Raw genomic sequence first — 19684 nt, 5'->3', positions numbered from 1 at the left:
CTTGCTAAGATCCTGAAAAAAACCGAAAGAGTGTGTTAGTTCGCACTCTTTTTTTTGCAAAAAATTGAAACAATTAGATACCCAATGATAATACTGTAGCCATTCAAACTCGGCTCATAATGATCAAAACTTAAACAAAAATATTGACCACACTATGGCAAAAAATTATTACGATGACCTTGGGATTTCACGGCAAGCCAGTGCGGAAGACATTAAAAAAGCTTACCGAAAATTGGCACGAAAATATCATCCTGATGTCAGTAAAGAAGCCAATGCCGAAGCAATGATGCAGGCAATTAATGTGGCTTATGACACCTTAGGTGATGCTGAAAAAAAGAAACAATACGACTTTGAACTTGATCATCCACAAGCTGCCTATGGCTTTAATGGTGGTGGTTCAGATACGCATTCAGGCTTTGGACAAGGATTCGATCAAGGCTATCAGCAAGGTGCTCATCAAGGCAATGCGCAAGGCGGTTTTCAAGGGGGAGATTTCAGTGGTTTTGAAGATCTGTTTGGACGCTTTGGCCAAGGTTTTGGTGGCGGGCAATATCAACAATATTCGAATGGTTCAAGACAACAAAGTTTTCGCGGAGAAGACCAACATGCCAGCATAGAAGTGGATCTCGAGATCGCTTTTCAGGGTGCAACGCAAAATATTACCTTACAAATTCCCACCTACAATGCCTATGGTGAACCTGAAGTTCAGCGCAAAACCTTACAAGTCAAAATCCCTAAAGGCATGAAAGAAGGTCAACAAATTCGTTTGTCGAAACAGGGACAAGCCGGTATCAATGGCGGTGAAGCCGGTGATCTTTATATTCAAATTCACTATAAACAAGACGACAAACTTCGTGTCGAAGGTGCCGACATTTACTACAACATTGACATCAGTCCATGGGAAGCCGCACTCGGTCAAGAAATTGAAGTCAATACTCCCAACGGCAAGGTCAAAGTCGGTATTCCCAAAAACACGGTCTATGGCAAACAACTGCGCCTAAAAGACAAAGGCATTCCGGCCAAAGTGCCGGGGCATCTATATCTGATTTTAAATATTGTTTATCCGAAAGCCGAAACTGAACAGCAAGTGCATGCCTATGAAGATTTAGCCAAAGCCTTCTCGCACTTTAATCCTCGATCCCATTAAAGGAGAACAGTGATGACGACAATTCATTATCGTGAAATTATTAAAGATGGTTGCTTGGAAGCAGAAATCGTTGATGAAAACTGTATTTTCGATCTGAATCATTTTGCACAAGCCTGCGGACAAAGCCCTGAATGGGTACTGCAATTACTTGAATACGAAATTTTGCCTGCACGAACCGAAACCCGGATTCATCAATTTTTTGCCGATGAAGTGACTCGCGCACGTCGAGCTTACCGCTTACAGCGTGATTTTGAGGCGAGTTTATCTGCGGTGGCGATGATGCTGGACTTGATTGATGAGGTACAACACCTGCGCAAACAAGTGCGTAGCTCTCAGATCAGGAAAAGCTAAATTAAAGCAAACTTAATCATGTTTTATTCATTTACAACTGGTGGATGATTTTTCACACTAAATCATTTTCTAGTCTTATCCGTATTTTTACTCTGTTTGAAAATGAGGTAAAGCGTCGACCATGAATACCAAAATTATGAATAAAAAATTAAAAAATATGTTCCCTGAATATCGTGAGATCATGCAGGTACTCGCTCAAGATGATCCGCATTTTGCCAGACTGATGGAGGATCATGACGAGTTAGATCGGCAAATTACCCAGCTTGAGCAAGACCCTGTCAATCTGATCAATGATGATATTGAGTCACTAAAACGCAAGAAGCTTAAACTGAAAGACAGCCTATATACCCTGTTAAAAAAGGCGGCGGTGAAAGACACCGAGTAAGTATTAAAGTTCAAAGCTTTAAAGAATGAAAAGCCCAGTTGAGAAATTGAATGTTTAGATAGCATGACAACAGCTATTTAAATTTAGTTAATTTCTCAACTTCTTTCATGGTTTGTTTAATCGGTTCATAATCTAAAAACCAAAACAGGTTAACGTGCTGACCTTTATGTTGCTGTGCCAACATATCCATCACACTACGCTCCCCTCGCCCGACCAAATGCCGACGATAGAAATAGTAAAGCAATAAAATCGTGGTCATCAGCATAATACCCAGCATCACCCAAAATCCGGTTGGTGACTTTAAGCCGGGAATGAATTCAAAGTTCATTCCATAAATCCCGGTCAATAAAGTCAATGGGGCAAACACGGCGGTGATAATGGCTAAAATTCGCATATTTTCATTGGTTTGATTGGCAATCGCAGAAAAATGTAAATCAATGGCTGCCTGAATCGCACTTCTTAACCGAGTAGTATGTTTTTGAATTCGTTCAATATGACTGGATAAATCATCGACACGCACCAACATCAGATCTTGTTTGTCAGTTTTGCGTTTACCTTTTAAATGCGCATAGTTATCGACGATTTCATCACGCAGTTCCTGCAAAGACTCAATCTGTTCTTCGCAAAGATTTTCCACCTGTTGAAAGGCCATATTCTCTTGCAACAGTTGATTCCACTTGGTGAATCGACGATGACCTTGCAACAGTTCCTGTTGCCAAAATTCCACCCGACGGGTTAAAGGAATACGTAAATCCAAATAGCCATCGACCATGCTGTTGAGCAGTCTTAAAGCCAAATCAATCGGGGTACTCGGCAATTTACGTGGTTTATTTTGTTCATCAATATGTCGACAGAGAATGGTTTCAATCCGCGCCACATAGCTTTCAATTGCCTTATTGCCCGCTTCTCGGACGGTCAACAACACCTCAGGGGTGATGATAAAGCTGATCGGGGTGGTGGCAAGGCCAAACACACTTTCATGCTTTTCTAATGCCTGCTCACTGATATTGATCTGATCATCCGGGGTGATTAATTTTCGGAAAATCAACAGATCATAATCATCCATGGTGTCAAACACACAAGGATGTTCGAGATTTAAAATATCGCGAATGTGGTATTCATTTAAGAGAATACCGGTTTGTTGTTGTACTGCTTTATGCCACGTTTCTGCCTGATGGATGACATCGCTACGAGTGCAATCCAACCACACAAATTCAGGGGTTTGATCTGGCAAAGCCACTTTGCTTACATAGGTATAGTGTTCAGCCGCATGTTGATAAAAAAAGTAAGTTTGCATATGACGTTTTTATAAGTGTTTGATCTGTCATTGTGCATCATGCCATAAAAAAAGCCTGCTTAACGCAGGCTTTTTTCTACAACAATGTTAATTCATCACAGCATTATGCTTGTTCGATGTCTTTCATGGTTAATTTGATACGACCACGGTTGTCTACGTCAGCCACTTGAACTTTAATTTCTTGACCTTCCGCAAGAACGTCAGTCACATTGGCAACACGTTCGTTTGAAATTTGAGAAATGTGAAGTAGACCGTCAGTACCTGGCATGATGTTAACAAACGCACCGAATTCAACAATACGAATCACTTTACCGGTGTAGATTGTACCTGGTTCGATTTCAGCAGTCAGTGCTTGGATTTTTGCAACCGCAGCAGCCGCTGCCGCTTTGGTTTCACCAAATACACGTACTGTACCGTTATCTTCGATATCAATCGCCGCTTTGGTTTCTTCAGTAATCGCACGGATGGTTGCGCCACCTTTACCAATCACATCACGGATCTTGTCCGGGTTGATGTTGATCACTTGGAATGTCGGCGCATGCATAGAAATTTCAGGACGAGCACGTGAAATCACTTGGTTCATCTCGTTCAAGATGTGCATACGACCTGCATACGCTTGGTTCAATGCAGATTCCATGATCTCTTCAGTGATGCCTTCGATCTTGATGTCCATTTGAAGCGCAGTAATACCGTTTGCAGAACCTGCTACTTTAAAGTCCATATCACCTAAGTGATCTTCATCACCTAAGATGTCAGAAAGTACTGCGAAACGCTCGCCTTCTTTCACTAGACCCATTGCGATACCCGCAACTGGTGCTTTAAGTGGAACACCTGCATCCATAAGTGATAGTGACGCACCACATACAGACGCCATTGAAGATGAACCATTCGATTCAGTAATATCCGATACGATACGAATCACGTACGGGAAGCGGTCAGCTGCAGGAAGAACCGCTTGAACACCACGACGCGCGAGACGACCGTGACCAATTTCACGACGTTTAGGACCAGATTCACGACCTGTTTCACCTACAGAGTATGCAGGGAAGTTGTAATGCAACATGAAGTTGTCAGTTTTCGTACCTGCAAGGGTATCAACCATCAACGCATCACGTGTATTACCCAAAGTCGTGGTTACCAACGCCTGAGTTTCACCACGAGTGAACAATGCAGAACCGTGAGCACGATCTAATACATTCACTTGAACGTCGATTGCACGAACAGTTTTAGTGTCACGACCATCGATACGTGGTTTACCAGACAAGATATTGTCACGAACCGTGCGGTATTTTAAGTCTTCGAATAATTCGTTTACTTCGTCAGCAATGCCAGTTTCGTCGCCTTCTGGAACGAATTGCGCTAATGCTTGTTCTTGAAGTGCATCCAATGCTGCATAACGTTCATGCTTAACTGCAATGGTATATGCTTCAGAGATTTTCGCTTCGAATGCTTCTTTCAATTTACCAAGAAGTTCTTCATTTTTAACAGGCGCAACCCAAGTTGACTCAACTGCACCCGCAGCTGCAGCAAATTCTTTGATCGCTTGGATCGCGATTTGCATTTCGTCATGACCGAAAAGTACAGCGCCAAGCATTTGGTCTTCTGAAAGCTCTTTCGCTTCAGATTCAACCATCAATACTGCAGACTCAGTCCCTGCAACCACAAGGTCAAGATCAGATTGAGCCAATTGTTCATGGTTCGGGTTTAGGATGTATTCACCGTTGATTAAACCAACGCGTGCGCCACCGATTGGACCACGGAACGGTGTACCTGCAATTGACAATGCAGCAGATGTACCAAGCATTGCAGCAATGTCAGCATCCATAGTCTTGTCAGAAGAAATCACAGTTGCAGTCACTTGAATTTCGTTGAAGTAACCTTCTGGGAACAATGGACGAATTGGACGGTCGATTAAGCGTGAAATTAAAGTTTCAGCTTCAGACGCACGGCCTTCACGTTTACCATAACCACCTGGGATACGACCCGCAGCATATTGTTTTTCTTGGTAGTTAACGGTCAATGGGAAGAAGTCTTGACCTGCTTTTGCTTTTGGTTGAGCAACCACAGCAACAAGTACTTGTACACCACCCATGGTGATGACAACCGTGTTTGCTTGACGCGCAACACGACCTGTTTCAAGCACAACTTGGTGCTGACCGAATTGGAATTCTTTACGAATAATATTAAACATAGACATGTATTTTTGTTTCCCGATTTTATTCTAGTGGAGACCCCTAAGGTTTGGCATTCACATGACCGCTGTTGGACATGCACATAAATGACAAAGCTTAGAAGCCGACCTCACCAGACAATTTAAATACTCATAAATGAGTAAAATACGATTTTAAGACACAAAGAAGGAGCGAAACATCGCCCCTTCCCTTTTATCTGAGGTAAGTCAGATAGACTTTCGTTTTCAGCAATACAGCACTTAACATGCAATAGTCCGAAAATAAAAGTTTAATCGAATTAACGACGTAAACCTAAAGCAGCGATCAAAGCAGCATAACGTGCAGTGTCTTTACCTTTAAGGTAATCAAGCAATTTACGACGTTGGTTTACCATACGGATCAAACCACGACGGCTATGATGGTCGTGTTTGTGTTCTTTAAAGTGACCTTGCAAATCATTGATTTGAGCAGTCAATAAAGATACTTGTACTTCTGGTGAACCAGTGTCGTTTTCTGCGCGAGCAAATTTAGCGATGATCTCTGCGCGATCTGCGTTTGTTAAAGCCATTCGATTTCTCCGAGATGCTTATATGTTAAGTATTTGATACAAATCAAGTTGGGTCTTCAAAACCAAGCTGACTGCCGTGCATCACTACAGCAGTGGATCATTTTAAAGGAACTACCCTCAGATTGCAAAGTTATCCGGCGTTTAAATGGTTTGCATAAACGTCTGAGTCCAAAGGTCAGTTCAGACACTGACAAAGCATCATCAAAGCTACACACTGTTCAGCAATAAAAACAAAAGCCAGATGGAATGAGTTGTGAAATTATTTTCAAGCAATACCTGCCATGTGCCTGCCGAGCTGGCTTCAATTACACAAGCTAAAGATGAAGTTGCACCTGAGCAAGGCGGTATGAGCGCTCAACAGATCGATAAGATTTGGCTGAGCGTTGAAGCTTTATATCGCACCGGCAATCACCCACTGATCAGCATGTGTTTAAGACGCCAAGGCAAAATTCTGATTAATCGAAGCATAGGTTATAGCCGTGGGAATTCAGCTCAAGGCTTAGAATACGATGCGGTGATTGCCACACCGGACACCCCAATTTGTTTATTTTCAGCCTCTAAGCTGGTCAATGCCATGTTGGTGCATTTGCTGAATGAACAAGGCAAAATTAATTTACTCGACCCGATTAGCCATTACATTCCTGAATTTGCCGCCAATGGCAAACGTCGTGCCACCATTTTCCATTTGCTATCACATCGTGGTGGCATTCCGAGTATTGATACCGAAGTCACCCCTGAACTTTTGTTCGATCGGGAACGAATCTTAAAACTTTTATATGCAGCTAAACCTGTGGCACGGGTCGGCTCGCAACTGTCCTATCATGCGGTAACGGCAGGTTATATTTTAGGAGAGTTTATTGAGCGTGTGACGGGACAAGATATTCGAGCATTTCTGCATGAACATATTGAACAGCCGATGAATATGCCGTTTTTTAATTATGGACTCAAAGCTGAACTCCGTGATGAAGCTGCACTGAACTATGCCACCGGGATGCACCCCGCATTGGGCACCGATCTGTATTTAAATCGCGTCTTAGGCGGTGGACTGAATTTGGCGGTGAACGTGACCAATGATCATCGTTTTATGGACACGGTTTGCCCTGCCGGCAACATTTACACCAGTGCAGAGCAAGCCAACCGCTTTATGGAAATGTTACTCAATGGCGGTGAATATCAAGGTCAGCGTATTTTAAGCCCTGAAACTGTATTTCGCGCTACATTACCGACTTCAAATACCACCCTCGATCGTAATTTACTGGCACCGATGCGTTATGCACTCGGTCCGATGCTCGGCAGTAATCCTGTGGGAATTTTTGGGCCAAACTCTGGACAAGCTTTTGGTCATTTGGGCTTTTCCAATATTTTATGTTGGGCGGATCCTGAGCGTGATATCAGTGTTTCTTTTTTAAACACCGGAAAATCGGTGTTGGGCACGCATTTACCGGCCTTAGCCAATGTGCTCTATCAGATTTCCAAACACTGCCCCAAAGTGCCAAAACAACAACGTCGCTCCTTATTTGGTTCAGATCAAACTGAAAGCAATCTTGTTTAATATGACTATATCTTATTGTTTATATTTATTTTATACCAAAAAATAAGAAAAGCCCCTAAGTTTCCTTAGGGGCTTTTCATTGCGCTGTAGATTCTTATGTTTTAGTTATTGTAGTTTTATTTATATTGTCATAATGAGTGTTTAGTCACTTTTATTATTAATACGGTCCCTGTTCTTAATCATTCATTTCCTTACATGATCTATTATTGCACAAAAAAAGTGATACACAAGTCACATTTTTCGTATCTTTATGTAAGCAAAAACTTACGTGTTGTAAGTAATGTTGCACAAATGCTGTTCAAACAGGCATAAAAAAGCCCTGTAGTCTCTCCCAAAACTACAAGGCTTAGCGGCTGTAATTTCCTCTTTTATCCCTTACCTCAATGTAAGTTCGCAGTCTCTCGACTTCAAATTGTTTTTATTATGCGGTGTTGTTCGACATTCCATGTTGAACTTCTTTGTTTAAGCATCATCGCAAAAAAATGCGTGAAGCTCTATGCGTCAATTTCTTGAATCCTTGTAAGCATTATCTTACAACAGAAAATAAAAAAGTCATATATCAAATTAAACTTATCTTATTCATTTTATTTGATAATCCACTAGAACGTGTTGTTTTTATACGAAGTGATTGTGCAAATGCTTCAGGACTAACCAATAAACTCACCACCGATTTGGCACGGGTGATGGCGGTGTAAATCAATTCTTGACTGAGTAGCTTGGTGGCAGCTTGATCAAGGACTACCGCAGTATGGTTAAACTCAGAGCCTTGCGATTTATGAATGGTCAATGCAAAGGCGGTTTGAATGGATTTCGGCAAGCGTGTTGCCGGCACCCATTTGTTTAAACTGGGGAAAAATACTTCAAACTGGTGTGCTTGGCTACGATGCTTAAAACATACCCCAATATCACCATTAGAGAGCCCCAACTGATAATCGTTATAGGTCATCATCACGGGACGTCCGATATACCAATCACCTTGTGGGATCACATTCGACACTTGGCTCAGTAAGGTTTTTTGCATTTCAAAGTTGAGTTGCTGTAGCCCAAACACCCCATGTCGAATGGCGGTCAGGATGCGATAACGATCAAATGCACTGAGTACCTCTGCAATCGCAGTTTCGGCATAGTCCTGTTCAATATACTGCGCTAGGGCTGAAAAATAAGATTGAAAGCCCCAACTGAGTTTTTGGTAATAATCTTTTAATGCACTGGCTTGAATTTTTTCCGGCAAATATTCCAGTTGAATCACATCATCCATGCTTTGACTCAAAGCAATCGGCTTTAACTCACCTGCGTGAACAATCTGCTGTTCAAATGCAGATAACAGTTTCTCGGTTTGAACATTCGAATCGTGCTGCGCTTGAATAAACTTCGCCATGTCACCAATCAATGCCCCGTCTCTAAAACGGCGACTGGTGACCAAATTGACATGATTGTCTTTGAGCATCTGTACTTGTTGTAGGTCTGCCAAGACTGAACCAACATCGACCGAGGCCAATTGATTGGCATCCCCAAGTAAAATCAAGCGACAGTGTTCGGGCACAGCTTCGAGCAATAAAGTGGCTAAATTCAGATCTAGCATTGAAGCTTCATCAATCACAATCACATCATAAGCCAAGGGTTGTTTTTGATGAAAGCGTGGCGTGGCTTGATTGCCTAAACCCAATAAACGGTGAATGGTCAGAGTATCTTGGTTTTTAAGACGATCGGAGATGAGTCCCATTTGGTTGAGTTTGGGATCATTTAACGAGCCTTGAAGCGCTTCTTTCATGCGCTGTGCTGCCTTACCGGTCGGTGCTGCCATCGCCACCCGCAAATCAGGTATGGCTTGATTCAACACAGCAATGATGCGTGCCAAAGTATAGGTCTTACCGGTACCCGGACCACCAGTGATGATATTTAAGGTTTGGCTGGCAACCATGGTTAAAGCCGCTTTTTGAAAGGGGTCTTCAAGCAAATGCTCAAATGCAATGATATCGACTGGCTCGATGTTTTGCTGTTTTAAGCGTTGAATTTGCGTGGCTAAACGCTGCTCTAGCTTCCAATAACGATACAAATAAAAGTACTGCTCATCGACCACGAAAGGCGCAACCTGATGCATGGCTTGGGTGTCATCAATCACTAAATCGCCCAACAGTGTGCTTGAAGCATCTGCCCATTGTTCTGCTTTTTTTAAGCAGCTGTCGCCTTGCATGCTGGCCAGCATAAGATCTTGAATCAGCTTACTAGAAGTTTCTTTCAATTCAGGGCGAATTGAACTGTGTTGAAGCATCAATTCAGTCCAAGTCTTAAGCCATTGTGGCGACTCAACTTCTATATTTTGATTATTTTCCACACAGTTATCCTCAAACTTATCTACATGTTTTTCAACATTGTTATCCACAATGTAAGTTGCTGTTTAATTTTTAATTCATTGAAATAATCATGCAATTTTGCGGGATTTATCATCAGCAAAATAACCCAAAATTGCATCAAGTCTTAAAATAAACTCAGACTCGGGTTTCCAATAAAAATGACCTTGCTCAGATTGACCATTCATGCCGCGTAAATACAGATAACTTGCGCCTCCCAAATCACGCTCAATGTCATAATCTTGCAATTGAATGGTTAAATAACGATGCAACGCCACCAAATACAAGGCGGCTTGTAGCCAATAACTGGCATGACTCATACTCTGTTGAATCGCGGCATGTGCATAGTGATGTTGCTGTAGTCCCAAAAAGTTACTCTTATAATCGGCAATGTGATATTGCTCTCCATCGAAGAACACCAAATCAATTTCACCTTTTAAATAGCGTGCTGAATTGGCTTCTAAAAACTCAGGCATGTGGATGCCATAGTCGGCAAACAGTTGATGAATGCGCCGGATCGCCAAGACTTTATCGGACAATGCTAAATGGAAGGGAAACTCCGCCAAGTGTTCATGGGCTTGCAGTTGACCGAGTTTAAATTGGCTATGAATGGGGGTACTTAGCACATCATTCAGCCAAACCATGACCGATTCAATCACAAAATTTTCAGGCTCCGCCTCTTGTGGAAAGGCTTGCTTTACTTTGTCTAAAATCTCATGCCATAGCGCCAAATAATCATTTTTAAAACGACGACGGATTTCAAGCGCCCAATCTTGATTGTTGTTGAAATCGATGTGCTCAAAAATTTCATGTAAGAAACTTCCCGCCAGCGTTCCCATCGGGAAATTGGCTTTGATCCAAGCGATCGGCGCACTGCGGATTTCAGTGTCAGTTAGCAACGCAAATGATGAGTCGCTTTGAAATACCTCTTGATTTAATTCATCATCTGCACTGCCAATTTCAGGTTCGGACACCGCCAAAGCATCTTGGATTTGCTGACGGGTCAGATGCTGTGCCAAATAACTGAAACTGGTTTTGCCGCGTGGATAAAAACGCTGTGATGGAAAATTCAGGGCTTGAATGTTTTTAAGCACTGTCTCTTGTTTGGGCTGGATTTTTCTTGGGCATTCAAGCAATAAAGGCTCAAGCTGAGACAATGGATGCTCAAATGCATCCGCACCCTGTCCCCGCCAGAATGCAAGTCCTGTGGTCGATGTGCCTTTTACATCACTCAGCATGGCATAGACACGGTGACTGGCACGGGTCAATGCCACGTACCATAAACGGCGATGCTCGGCCAATTGACGTTCTTCATGCTGTGCCAGTGCAGTTTTATCTAAAGCATTTTTATCGTTGATCGCGACGACACGCTGTTCTTCAATTTTGCCTGTAAGCGGATTGAGCTGTTCGGTTTTGGAAAAATTTAACGTCTTGTTCATCTCGGTCACAGATTTATCTGCGCCAAGCAGAAAGACGATTTTAAATTCCAAACCTTTAGACTGGTGAATGGTCATCAACTGTACGCCTGCATCATTCGACAGCTTGCGTTCCATTTCCCATTCACGTTGTAACGGTTCAGTCAGTTGCTTTAAATACCAGTGATACAGGTTTTGAGCACCTTGGTAGACTTCACTGTGTTGACTGAGTGCTTCGGTTAAATGCCTTAGATTAACCACCGCACGTTTATTGTCACGACTTTGCTTTTCAACCAAGGTTTTCCACACCTTGAATTGATTGAGAGCATATTGCCAAGCGGTTAAAAACCCTTGATTGAGCCAAAGCTCACGGATGTGGTCGAACTGCTCGATATAATGACTTAAACCATCCGGCTTTAATTCGAGTTGAGTCAAGCGATGTAAATTAAAACCCAACAGTCGACTGAGCAATGCCCGTTTGATTTTGGCTTCATCGAAAGGATGCATGATCGCGGTCAGTATTGCGCCGACATCTCGTGCCACTTGACTTTCAAACACGCTTTTCTTGGACGGTCGATTGACTCGAATGCCTAAGTATTCCAAAGCGGATTGCACTTTGTCTAAGCCATCATGATTTTTAGACAGCACCGCAATGTCATTTTCATCAATCTGAATCTGCTGTTGAGCTTCAGGGGCTTTGCTATCGTTTAAATACAACTGCCCCTCAATACTTTGATTAAGCAAATCACGAATCTTCCATGCGACTTGTTCCGCTTCAGAATCTTTGTCTTCAAGTTGAATCCAACGCAGGGGCGTAGGATTGATTTCAGTGCGGTCAATCAAATGTGGATGCGGTCGTGGCCCTGCCTGTACAGGGGTATACATCACCTGCTCACCAAAATCGGCTTGGCGCTTAAACAATGCATCGACCACTTCAACCAGAGGCTGGACTGAACGGTGGTTATGAACCAAGTTATAAGCATGACCTGATTTACCAAACACGTCCTGATGGGCTTTCAGGAAAGTCAGCATGTCGCCACCCCGGAAACCGTAAATCGCCTGTTTACGGTCACCAACCATGATCATACAGCCTTTACTCACTCGGTTGGGATGACGCCAAATTTGCGCCAACATATCGTCCTGATCTTGATTGGTGTCTTGAAATTCATCCACTAAAATCAGCGGATAACGTGCATGCACATAGGCTGCAAAACGCTGTCCTTGCTCACCGTGTAAAGACTCGGCCAAGGTGCGAATTTGCTGAGCAAAAGTGGTTTCGCCTTTTTGCTGTAAAACTTGCGGTAAGCGTTTTTTAACTTCACTGGCCAAGTGGTATTTTAAATAGCGATCTAGCTGATCTAAATCTGCGGATAAACGCTCGACTCCCTCACAAAACCGCTTAAGACTGGCAATCACCACATGCTGCTCAAAGCCCTGTAGAACATCCTCAGGACATTTGTTTAAGGCTTTTTTGGATAGGTCCGCACACATTTTCAAGGTGCTTGCATAATGCGGAGCAAATAAGGCATAAGCCCCTTGCTGTCTCAATGCTGCGATAAAGTCAGGTAAATCTTGCTCTAAGAACACGTGCAGTTTGGATTGATCACGCCATTTTTTCGCAAGGAGCTTATTGTATTGCCCTGTCGCCAAATAATACTCAGATAACGTATGAACCTGTTCTAAATCCAACTGGATTAAAGCTTCAATCTGTTGCTCAAAGCGACTCAAATTGAGTTCAGGCATTTGAACTGCTTGAAAATGGGCGGAAGCAAAATTCAGACTATTTTCCACCACAGCTACATAGGCATCTTGTGATTTCAACTTATTGTTTAGCAGTAGATAATCAATGGTATGTTGCGGTTGTTGCTGAATCCATTCACGCAATATATCGTGAATCAATTGATAGCTATATTTCTGCGCATCATCGGTGATGGTGGCATATTCAATTTTGCCACTTTCAAAAGCAAACTCACGCAGCAGTTTCTGACTAAAGCTATCCAATGTCCCGACAAACAGCTCATCAAGTTGATCAATGACCAATTTTAATCGTTCGCAGGCATAGCCGATTTGTGTGGCAAAGGTTTTTAATACCACGGCAAACAGTGGATCGGACTCTTGTTCTGCTTTATCCAATACTTGCTGTTCGGTCAGTTCACGACAGCTTTCAAAATAGCGCTGGGTATCTTGTAAACGACTACGTACTCGACTTTTCAGTTCAGCCGAGGCCTTACGGGTAAAAGTGGTAGCGATGACCTGATTAGGTAAGTATTTTTCCAACAAAATACGCACCATCAGACTCGATAAAGTATAAGTTTTCCCCGTGCCTGCCGAAGCTTCAATCCAATGTAAACCACTGAATTGCATGTCCTGAATTGGTTGGGTCGACACCGCTACTGAGGCTCCTAAATGATTCGTCATAATGTATTCCTCAACAGTTATTCCTGAACCACAGTTTGATGCAGATAAATCGGCTGATATAGCTCGTAAGCAAAGGTGTCACAAGCATGGGCAAGCAGTGCAGTTGCATCCTGTTCTTGTAAAATAAATTGCCAATCTCGATGGCGTTTACTCCACTCCATCTCTGACAGTGAGAAGGGTAAGAAAGCATCGCTCTTGTCCCATTCTTTTTGCAGTTCTTTAAAGTTGGTAATACTGGCTTTACCAAACTCATCCGTTTGCCATTCAAGCGCTTTGCCTTTTTCAGCCAAGACCAATAACAGTGCCGCAGGCAAGACCAAGGGTTGGGTTTTGCCATAGTTATAGGCATTGAGCCAATACTGTAAATACTGTTGTGCCTGTGTCGCCGTGACCCCTGTATTTAAAATCGTGGCATCACTCAACACCGCAATGCGTTTGAGCTGAGCCGATGTTTCATCACTTAAATGGGGGTGACAGGCCTTTAAATAGTTTAACCACAGTAAGTATTCCAACCAGACTTTGGCGCGTCTTTTGCCTCGTGCACTGGCGGCATCCAGACTGACCCAATCCTGCATCGGATTTTTCGGCAAACTGATATTCATGGTCAGTTCAGGACTGACTCGCCACTGTCTTTGTGTAGTTGCCGTGACGGTTTCAGCATAGAGATTTAAGCGGTGTTTTAAACTTTTATGCTCAACCAAGCTCATTTCTAAGGCGCTGTGCTGAACTTTCCCGACCGGCAACTGATCTTGTAAAACATTAAAATCCAGCTGTTCAAGCCTTTCTTGCTGTTGCAAAAAGTCTCGAATCGCATAACGACCCAAGCCGTCTAAAATCAAAGGTTCATCATTGGCAGGAATATCCTCAGGTTTCAGATTATCCACCCCTAAGGTTTTTAAATACAATCGAGCAGGGAAAGTGACATCTTGGATCCATTGCGCTGCATCGAGCACTGTCACGGGGTCTTGTTGAGCTTCATAAGCTTGATTCACCCAAGGCTCACGTTGCCCTGTCGCCTGTTGGATTTGACGCGCCACTTCAAACCATTGGTCTTGGAAGCGTACTACCTGTGCTGCTTCAAAACCCATCGGGTCAAAGGGCTGTAAGGGATGAACATGAAACAGTTGCTGAATCTGAGCCGGCACATCCACACCGTGAACATTCACAACATCAACAGTTTCAGTTGTAGCATCCAGATGCGGTGACTGGGTAATAAAAGCCAAATGGCTGATCAGTTCTTGTAACACACTCGATGGATCACGGACTTCACCATCACTAACATCAAAACCATTGTAGAACAGCCATAGATTGTCTTGTGCCAATAACAAGGCATCTAAAAATGCACCTTGATCATCTTCCAAGCGTGATCGATCACCCAATTGCGGTTTAAGTAAGCTCATCAAATCGAACGGCAATTGAGTATTACGATTCGGAAATTTCCCGCCGTCTAAGTTCAGTATCACCATCAATTTATAAGGCACAGGGCGAATATGACCGATTTGACTAAAGGTGATTTGCCCTGTTGGTAAAGTCTGCTCTATTTGGCTGTCGAGCGCAGTTTGAATTTCCTGAATCAAATATGGCAAAGGCAATTGAATCTGATGCATTTGCTGATGTACGGGGTTGTCCGAGGCATAGTTATAGGACAAGGTCAGCATGGTGTATTGCTTTTTCACAATCTTATGTACCGCTTGCAAGGCATCGACACCGGCCTGTTGAAATTCCTCAATCTCTTTTTTAAGAATGTTCAGCCATTGTTCTACTGGTTTTGCCTGTGTGCGCTCACGATCTTTTTCGCTCGGTTTCTCATGTAGCGTCATCCAATCACGACGCTGGGCAAAGTCGTTATAAATCTCGATCAAGGTGCCGATAATGTCAAAATCACTTGGTTGAACTTGGGCATAACTCAAGGTTTCATCGAACATGGCATGTTCAGGGATTGCAATCCCCATCGATAAACGATCCAAAGCAAATTTCAAACTAAAACGATAATCCTGATCTTGCTCGCTTAAACTCTGTTTTAAATGCTCAGCATCCAAACCGCGTTTAAAGCCTGCACTGACCAATAGCTCAATCATACGTTCCGTGCGATGGGTATCGAGCTGATAACGCAGTTGCGTTGCGGTCAGATTCAGCCAATCGGCAAATTCTTCTAGGCTAAAACGCCCACGGACCAAAGTCATGCGTCCAAGCACCGCCCGCCATGCATTATTCACATCAATCTGGGTCACCCCTGCAATTTTTACAGGTAAATACACCCCATCATGCTGTGCACTCTGTGGAAACACTGAACGAATCAAAGGTTCCATCTGCTTTAAATCAGGGGCTAATACCAGAATGTCACTCGGACGGCGGGGCTGTTCAGGCGTACCTTGTGACAACCAATGAATCAATTGTTCCTTCAGCACTTCCAACTGACGTAAGCCGGAATGACAAACATGTATTTGAATCGAGTCATCCTGTGCGTCAAGCAAATAGCCTTGTTGCTCAGGTTCAACCAAATACAAAATATCCGATTGTAGTTTTCCTAATAGATGGGTTGGATACTCATCCACAAAAGCATCCACCCATTGCCCTTCATCGCCTGAAGACAAATGTGAAAGAATCGAGAAATGGTCACGGGCTTGTTTGCCAAAACGGGTCAGTAAAGGATGGCGCGATTCACGCACTTCCGCATTAAAATTTAAGGTGAATGCCTGAAAAAATACCTCTATCTGTTGATCTGTGGCGTCCGGATGTCTAGCAATAAACCGTTCTTTCACACTAAGGTCATAACGTTTTTTCCAATTTGGATCGACACTGTCTGCCCAATATTCTTGCGAGGGATTGTAATGCAAGATCAACACATCCAAGTATTGCCCCAAACGGCGTAGGAATTGTAATTGGGATGGGGGCAAATCTAATACCGTAAAAATAATCGCTTGTGATGGTAATTTTTTTAAGGCATCAGCACGACGCTGATCATCATCCAACACTTGCCAAAACTCATCATCAATGCCTTGCATGTCAATAAAATCGTCATGAAAGGTATGCTGCCATAACCAGCGTTGCCAGCGTTCTAATTCTTGCGCTTGGTTGAACTTAAAGGCATGGTCATGCCCGGAGTTTTGTGGAAAATACTTTTCCAAATCGATACTTTGATCTTGTCCCCAAGTATTTAGCCAATTGGTTGGACATTGACAACTCGCACCACAACCGTTCTGACAATACCCCCGATAGACCATATAGTTACTAAATAGCTTCGATACCTGTTCCGATACCCAATACAACATGCTTTGTTTTTTTAGTTGTTTGGCTAAACCCTCTTCAAGCTGTGCAGCACTGTCGTAGATGCGATGCACGATTGAATAGAGCGGATGGTCAGTTGCCAATGCGTTTTGATCAGGCTCAATAAAGGCTTTGAGGCTTTGATAAATCCGCCATTTCATCATCAAACGTGGGATATTCGCCTTACGCACATGGTCTTTATCTTCAAGCACTTGTTGATAACAAAACCATTGAAAGCCACGAATCCGCTGATGAAACTGACTGTTGGCACTGATGCCTTGTTGCTCGGCAATGGTTTGGGTCAGCCATTCTTGTATTGCAGGACTCGGCACTACAAAATGTTCAGTTTTCAACACCGCTAAGGGTGATTTGGAGGGCTTTTGAATACGGAGTAAAACACCTTTCACCAAAACATCAATGTTTTGACTTTGAATCACATGAATCCCCATACACCCTCTTCTATTTTAAGCCGCAACGTTTATGTTCATAAATGCACAAAATCATAAACATAAATTACTATACATCTTAAACTGAGTATGTCACTTTTGCTGCATAGACTTGATGAAAACTTTAACGTCACTATGCGAAAGCATAGATTTAACCAATAATAATCAGACAGATACTTTAGGTGATATGTTATGAAAATCGATAAAATTCCAGATTCTATTGACCCCAACTTAAACTTAGAACAAGTACGTGCGGAATGTCTGGAACTCGTCAAAAAGCGTTCTTATGTGTCTGCAGGTGCAGCGGTGATTCCTGTGCCGTTTTTAGATGTAGTGATCGATGTCGGTATGCTGTCACTGCTGATTCCAGACATTAATGCACGCTTTGGTTTATCGCCTGAACAAGTCAGTGTATTTGACCCTGCAACTAAAAAAATTCATTGGAACGAATTACGTAAACGTGGTTTTGAGTTTTCAGGTCTAGTGGTAGCACGTACTGCGGCAAAAACATCACTGAATAATATTGCTGCCAAAGTCATTACCAAACAAGTGACCAAATTCATCCCGCTTGGTGGTTCAATCATCGCTGCAAGTTTGGGTTATATCGTGATGAAGAAAGTTGCTGAAGCGCATGTCGAAGAATGCTACAAATTGGCCAAAGGCATTCAACAAAAACAAAGTGCTCAAGTGGTGAGCTAAAGCTTGCATATTTGGATATATAAAAAAGCGGATTCTAAATCCGCTTTTTTGTTGCCCATTCAACAATACTTAATCTACTTTGAGTTGTTTCAATAAGGCATTTAAAATCTGAATGCGTGCAGAATATTTATCATTGGTCGCAATCACATACCACGGTGCATATTCGGTATCGGTTCGCTGCAACATATCTGCGGCAGCATGTAAATAATCATCCCATCGTCTACGGTTACGCCAATCTTCCTCGGTGATTTTAAAGCGTTTATGCGGGGTGACTTCTCGGGCTTTAAAGCGCTGTTCCTGTTCATCTTTACTGATGGCCAACCAAAATTTCACGACGGTGGTTTGGGTATCGACCAAATCTTTTTCAAAGCGATTAATTTCATCGTAGGCACGCTTCCATTCTACATCGGTCGCAAAGCCTTCGATTCGCTCTACCAAGACACGACCATACCAAGAACGGTCAAAGATCGAAATGCTTTCCTCATCTAACAATTTGCTCCAAAAACGCCATAAATACGGACGGGCCAATTCATATTTTTCCGGTGCCGAAATGTTATAGATGCCGTACTCACGAGGATCCAATTTTTTGACTATTCGTTTTATGGCACCGCCTTTGCCTGCGGCATCCATCCCTTCAAACACAATTACGGTTTTACGTCCTTGCGTGCGTAGGGCATCTGCTACTTTTTTGGTGAGTTTTTTCAATTCAGTTTTATACTGATCTTTGTCTAATGCCTGATCATCCGGTTGAATTAAGGCTTCAGGAATAGGTGCCTGTTGCCATTTGCTACGTACTTTAACGGGATGATTCGGTAAATGATCTAGATGTTTTAAAATATGCTGCGCAAAACTTTGATCTCGCTTGTCTTCATCTTCACAGTCGATGATGTACCAATCCTCAGTGAAACGATTGCGCAGCTTTTGCAGGTTGTCATATTGCTTTTTATTGCGCCAATCCAGTCCATGTAATTTATGCCAACGTTGTTCCGAGGCATCCATTTTATCTAACCGTTTTTGCAATGATTTCCATGACAAATCAAACCAGACTTTAATCACATCAACATGGTTGTTTTTTAAATCCTGCTCAAAGGTTTTCATCTGATCAACATAAGTATTAAAAGTGGTGTCATCAAAGGGTTTCGACACATGCAGTGAAGTTGCCAAGAGATCGCTATACCAATTGCCAAACCAAACCATCATTTGCCCTTCAGCCGGAATATGCCGTGTATAGGGTTGCCAAAATGGAGTTTGCGCATCAATCAGATTGGGTGGATCGGCTTTAACTCTGAGATAACGTGGATCGACCCATTCTCGTAATTGTTTGACCGCTTCACCTTTTCCAGCAAGCTCAATGCCATTGACCAAGATCAGGACACTTTTGGCATTTTTTTTGGCTTTGGTATTTTTTAAGGCATACTGCGCTTCGATCAATTGCAAGCTGAGTTGTTCTAAATTATCCGGCTGAATTTCTGTGTTATGCTCAGTCATGAAATACTCTAAGTTCTTCTGTTTTCCTCAGTATACTGATGTTGTAGAACATAAAAAGTCAGAGATGTTGCATTATTGCAATCTAATCTATTCAGACCGAATGACTTGATTTTCACCACTTTAATGTTG

The 19684-nt window shown here is 42.7% G+C and carries 12 protein-coding genes; 5 read left to right on the top strand and 7 right to left on the bottom strand.

The genetic code is table 11. The features are described 5' to 3' along the window. The first annotated feature begins 154 nt into the window (after window positions 1-154). From G8D99_RS01510 to G8D99_RS01500, 3 genes are all read left to right on the top strand, one after another. The gene (locus G8D99_RS01510; RefSeq protein ID WP_166321987.1) at window positions 155-1147 is read left to right on the top strand and encodes a DnaJ C-terminal domain-containing protein; all 993 of its coding nucleotides are present in this window, start codon (window positions 155-157) and stop codon (window positions 1145-1147) included. Window positions 1148-1159: 12 nt separating this feature from the next. Next, window positions 1160-1498: a chaperone modulator CbpM gene (locus G8D99_RS01505; protein ID WP_166321985.1), complete on the top strand. Its 339-nt coding sequence runs from the start codon at window positions 1160-1162 to the stop codon at window positions 1496-1498. Between the two features lie 121 nt (window positions 1499-1619). Further along, window positions 1620-1883, top strand: a complete 264-nt coding sequence (locus G8D99_RS01500; protein ID WP_166321983.1) for a YdcH family protein — start codon at window positions 1620-1622, stop codon at window positions 1881-1883. Window positions 1884-1956: 73 nt separating this feature from the next. On the opposite strand, the gene G8D99_RS01495 is transcribed toward G8D99_RS01500, so the two are convergent. The 3 genes from G8D99_RS01495 to rpsO form a co-directional block, all read right to left on the bottom strand. After that, window positions 1957-3180: a magnesium transporter CorA family protein gene (locus G8D99_RS01495; protein WP_166321980.1), complete on the bottom strand. Its 1224-nt coding sequence runs from the start codon at window positions 3178-3180 to the stop codon at window positions 1957-1959. A 103-nt stretch (window positions 3181-3283) separates the two neighbouring features. Beyond that, complete coding sequence (pnp, locus tag G8D99_RS01490) at window positions 3284-5371, bottom strand: polyribonucleotide nucleotidyltransferase (protein WP_171522773.1); 2088 nt, start codon at window positions 5369-5371, stop codon at window positions 3284-3286. Window positions 5372-5649: 278 nt separating this feature from the next. Next, the gene (rpsO, locus tag G8D99_RS01485; protein ID WP_166321976.1) at window positions 5650-5919 is read right to left on the bottom strand and encodes a 30S ribosomal protein S15; all 270 of its coding nucleotides are present in this window, start codon (window positions 5917-5919) and stop codon (window positions 5650-5652) included. A gap of 253 nt (window positions 5920-6172) precedes the next feature. On the opposite strand from rpsO, the gene G8D99_RS01480 reads away from it, so the two are divergent. Then, window positions 6173-7471 (top strand): serine hydrolase domain-containing protein, encoded by a 1299-nt coding sequence (locus G8D99_RS01480; protein WP_166321974.1) that lies wholly within the window; start codon window positions 6173-6175, stop codon window positions 7469-7471. Window positions 7472-8030: 559 nt separating this feature from the next. Here G8D99_RS01480 and recD read toward each other — a convergent pair. The 3 genes from recD to G8D99_RS01465 form a co-directional block, all read right to left on the bottom strand. After that, entirely contained in the window at window positions 8031-9806 is a 1776-nt protein-coding gene (recD, locus tag G8D99_RS01475; protein ID WP_406741505.1) for an exodeoxyribonuclease V subunit alpha, read from the bottom strand. 87 nt (window positions 9807-9893) lie between these two features. Then, complete coding sequence (locus tag G8D99_RS01470; protein ID WP_166321972.1) at window positions 9894-13655, bottom strand: UvrD-helicase domain-containing protein; 3762 nt, start codon at window positions 13653-13655, stop codon at window positions 9894-9896. A gap of 17 nt (window positions 13656-13672) precedes the next feature. After that, a complete protein-coding gene (locus G8D99_RS01465; protein ID WP_166321970.1) occupies window positions 13673-17371 on the bottom strand; it encodes an exodeoxyribonuclease V subunit gamma in 3699 nt (1232 codons plus the stop codon). Between the two features lie 189 nt (window positions 17372-17560). On the opposite strand from G8D99_RS01465, the gene G8D99_RS01460 reads away from it, so the two are divergent. After that, window positions 17561-18067, top strand: coding sequence for a hypothetical protein (locus tag G8D99_RS01460; protein WP_166321968.1), 507 nt, complete (start codon window positions 17561-17563; stop codon window positions 18065-18067). Window positions 18068-18136: 69 nt separating this feature from the next. Here G8D99_RS01460 and pap read toward each other — a convergent pair whose 3' ends face one another. After that, window positions 18137-19555: a polyphosphate:AMP phosphotransferase gene (pap, locus tag G8D99_RS01455; protein ID WP_166321966.1), complete on the bottom strand. Its 1419-nt coding sequence runs from the start codon at window positions 19553-19555 to the stop codon at window positions 18137-18139. Between the last annotated feature and the right edge of the window lie 129 nt (window positions 19556-19684).

Origin of the sequence: Acinetobacter lanii (genome assembly GCF_011578285.1) — a bacterium.
GTDB lineage: Bacteria > Pseudomonadota > Gammaproteobacteria > Pseudomonadales > Moraxellaceae > Acinetobacter > Acinetobacter lanii.
This window is presented reverse-complemented; position numbering and strand designations above follow the sequence as displayed.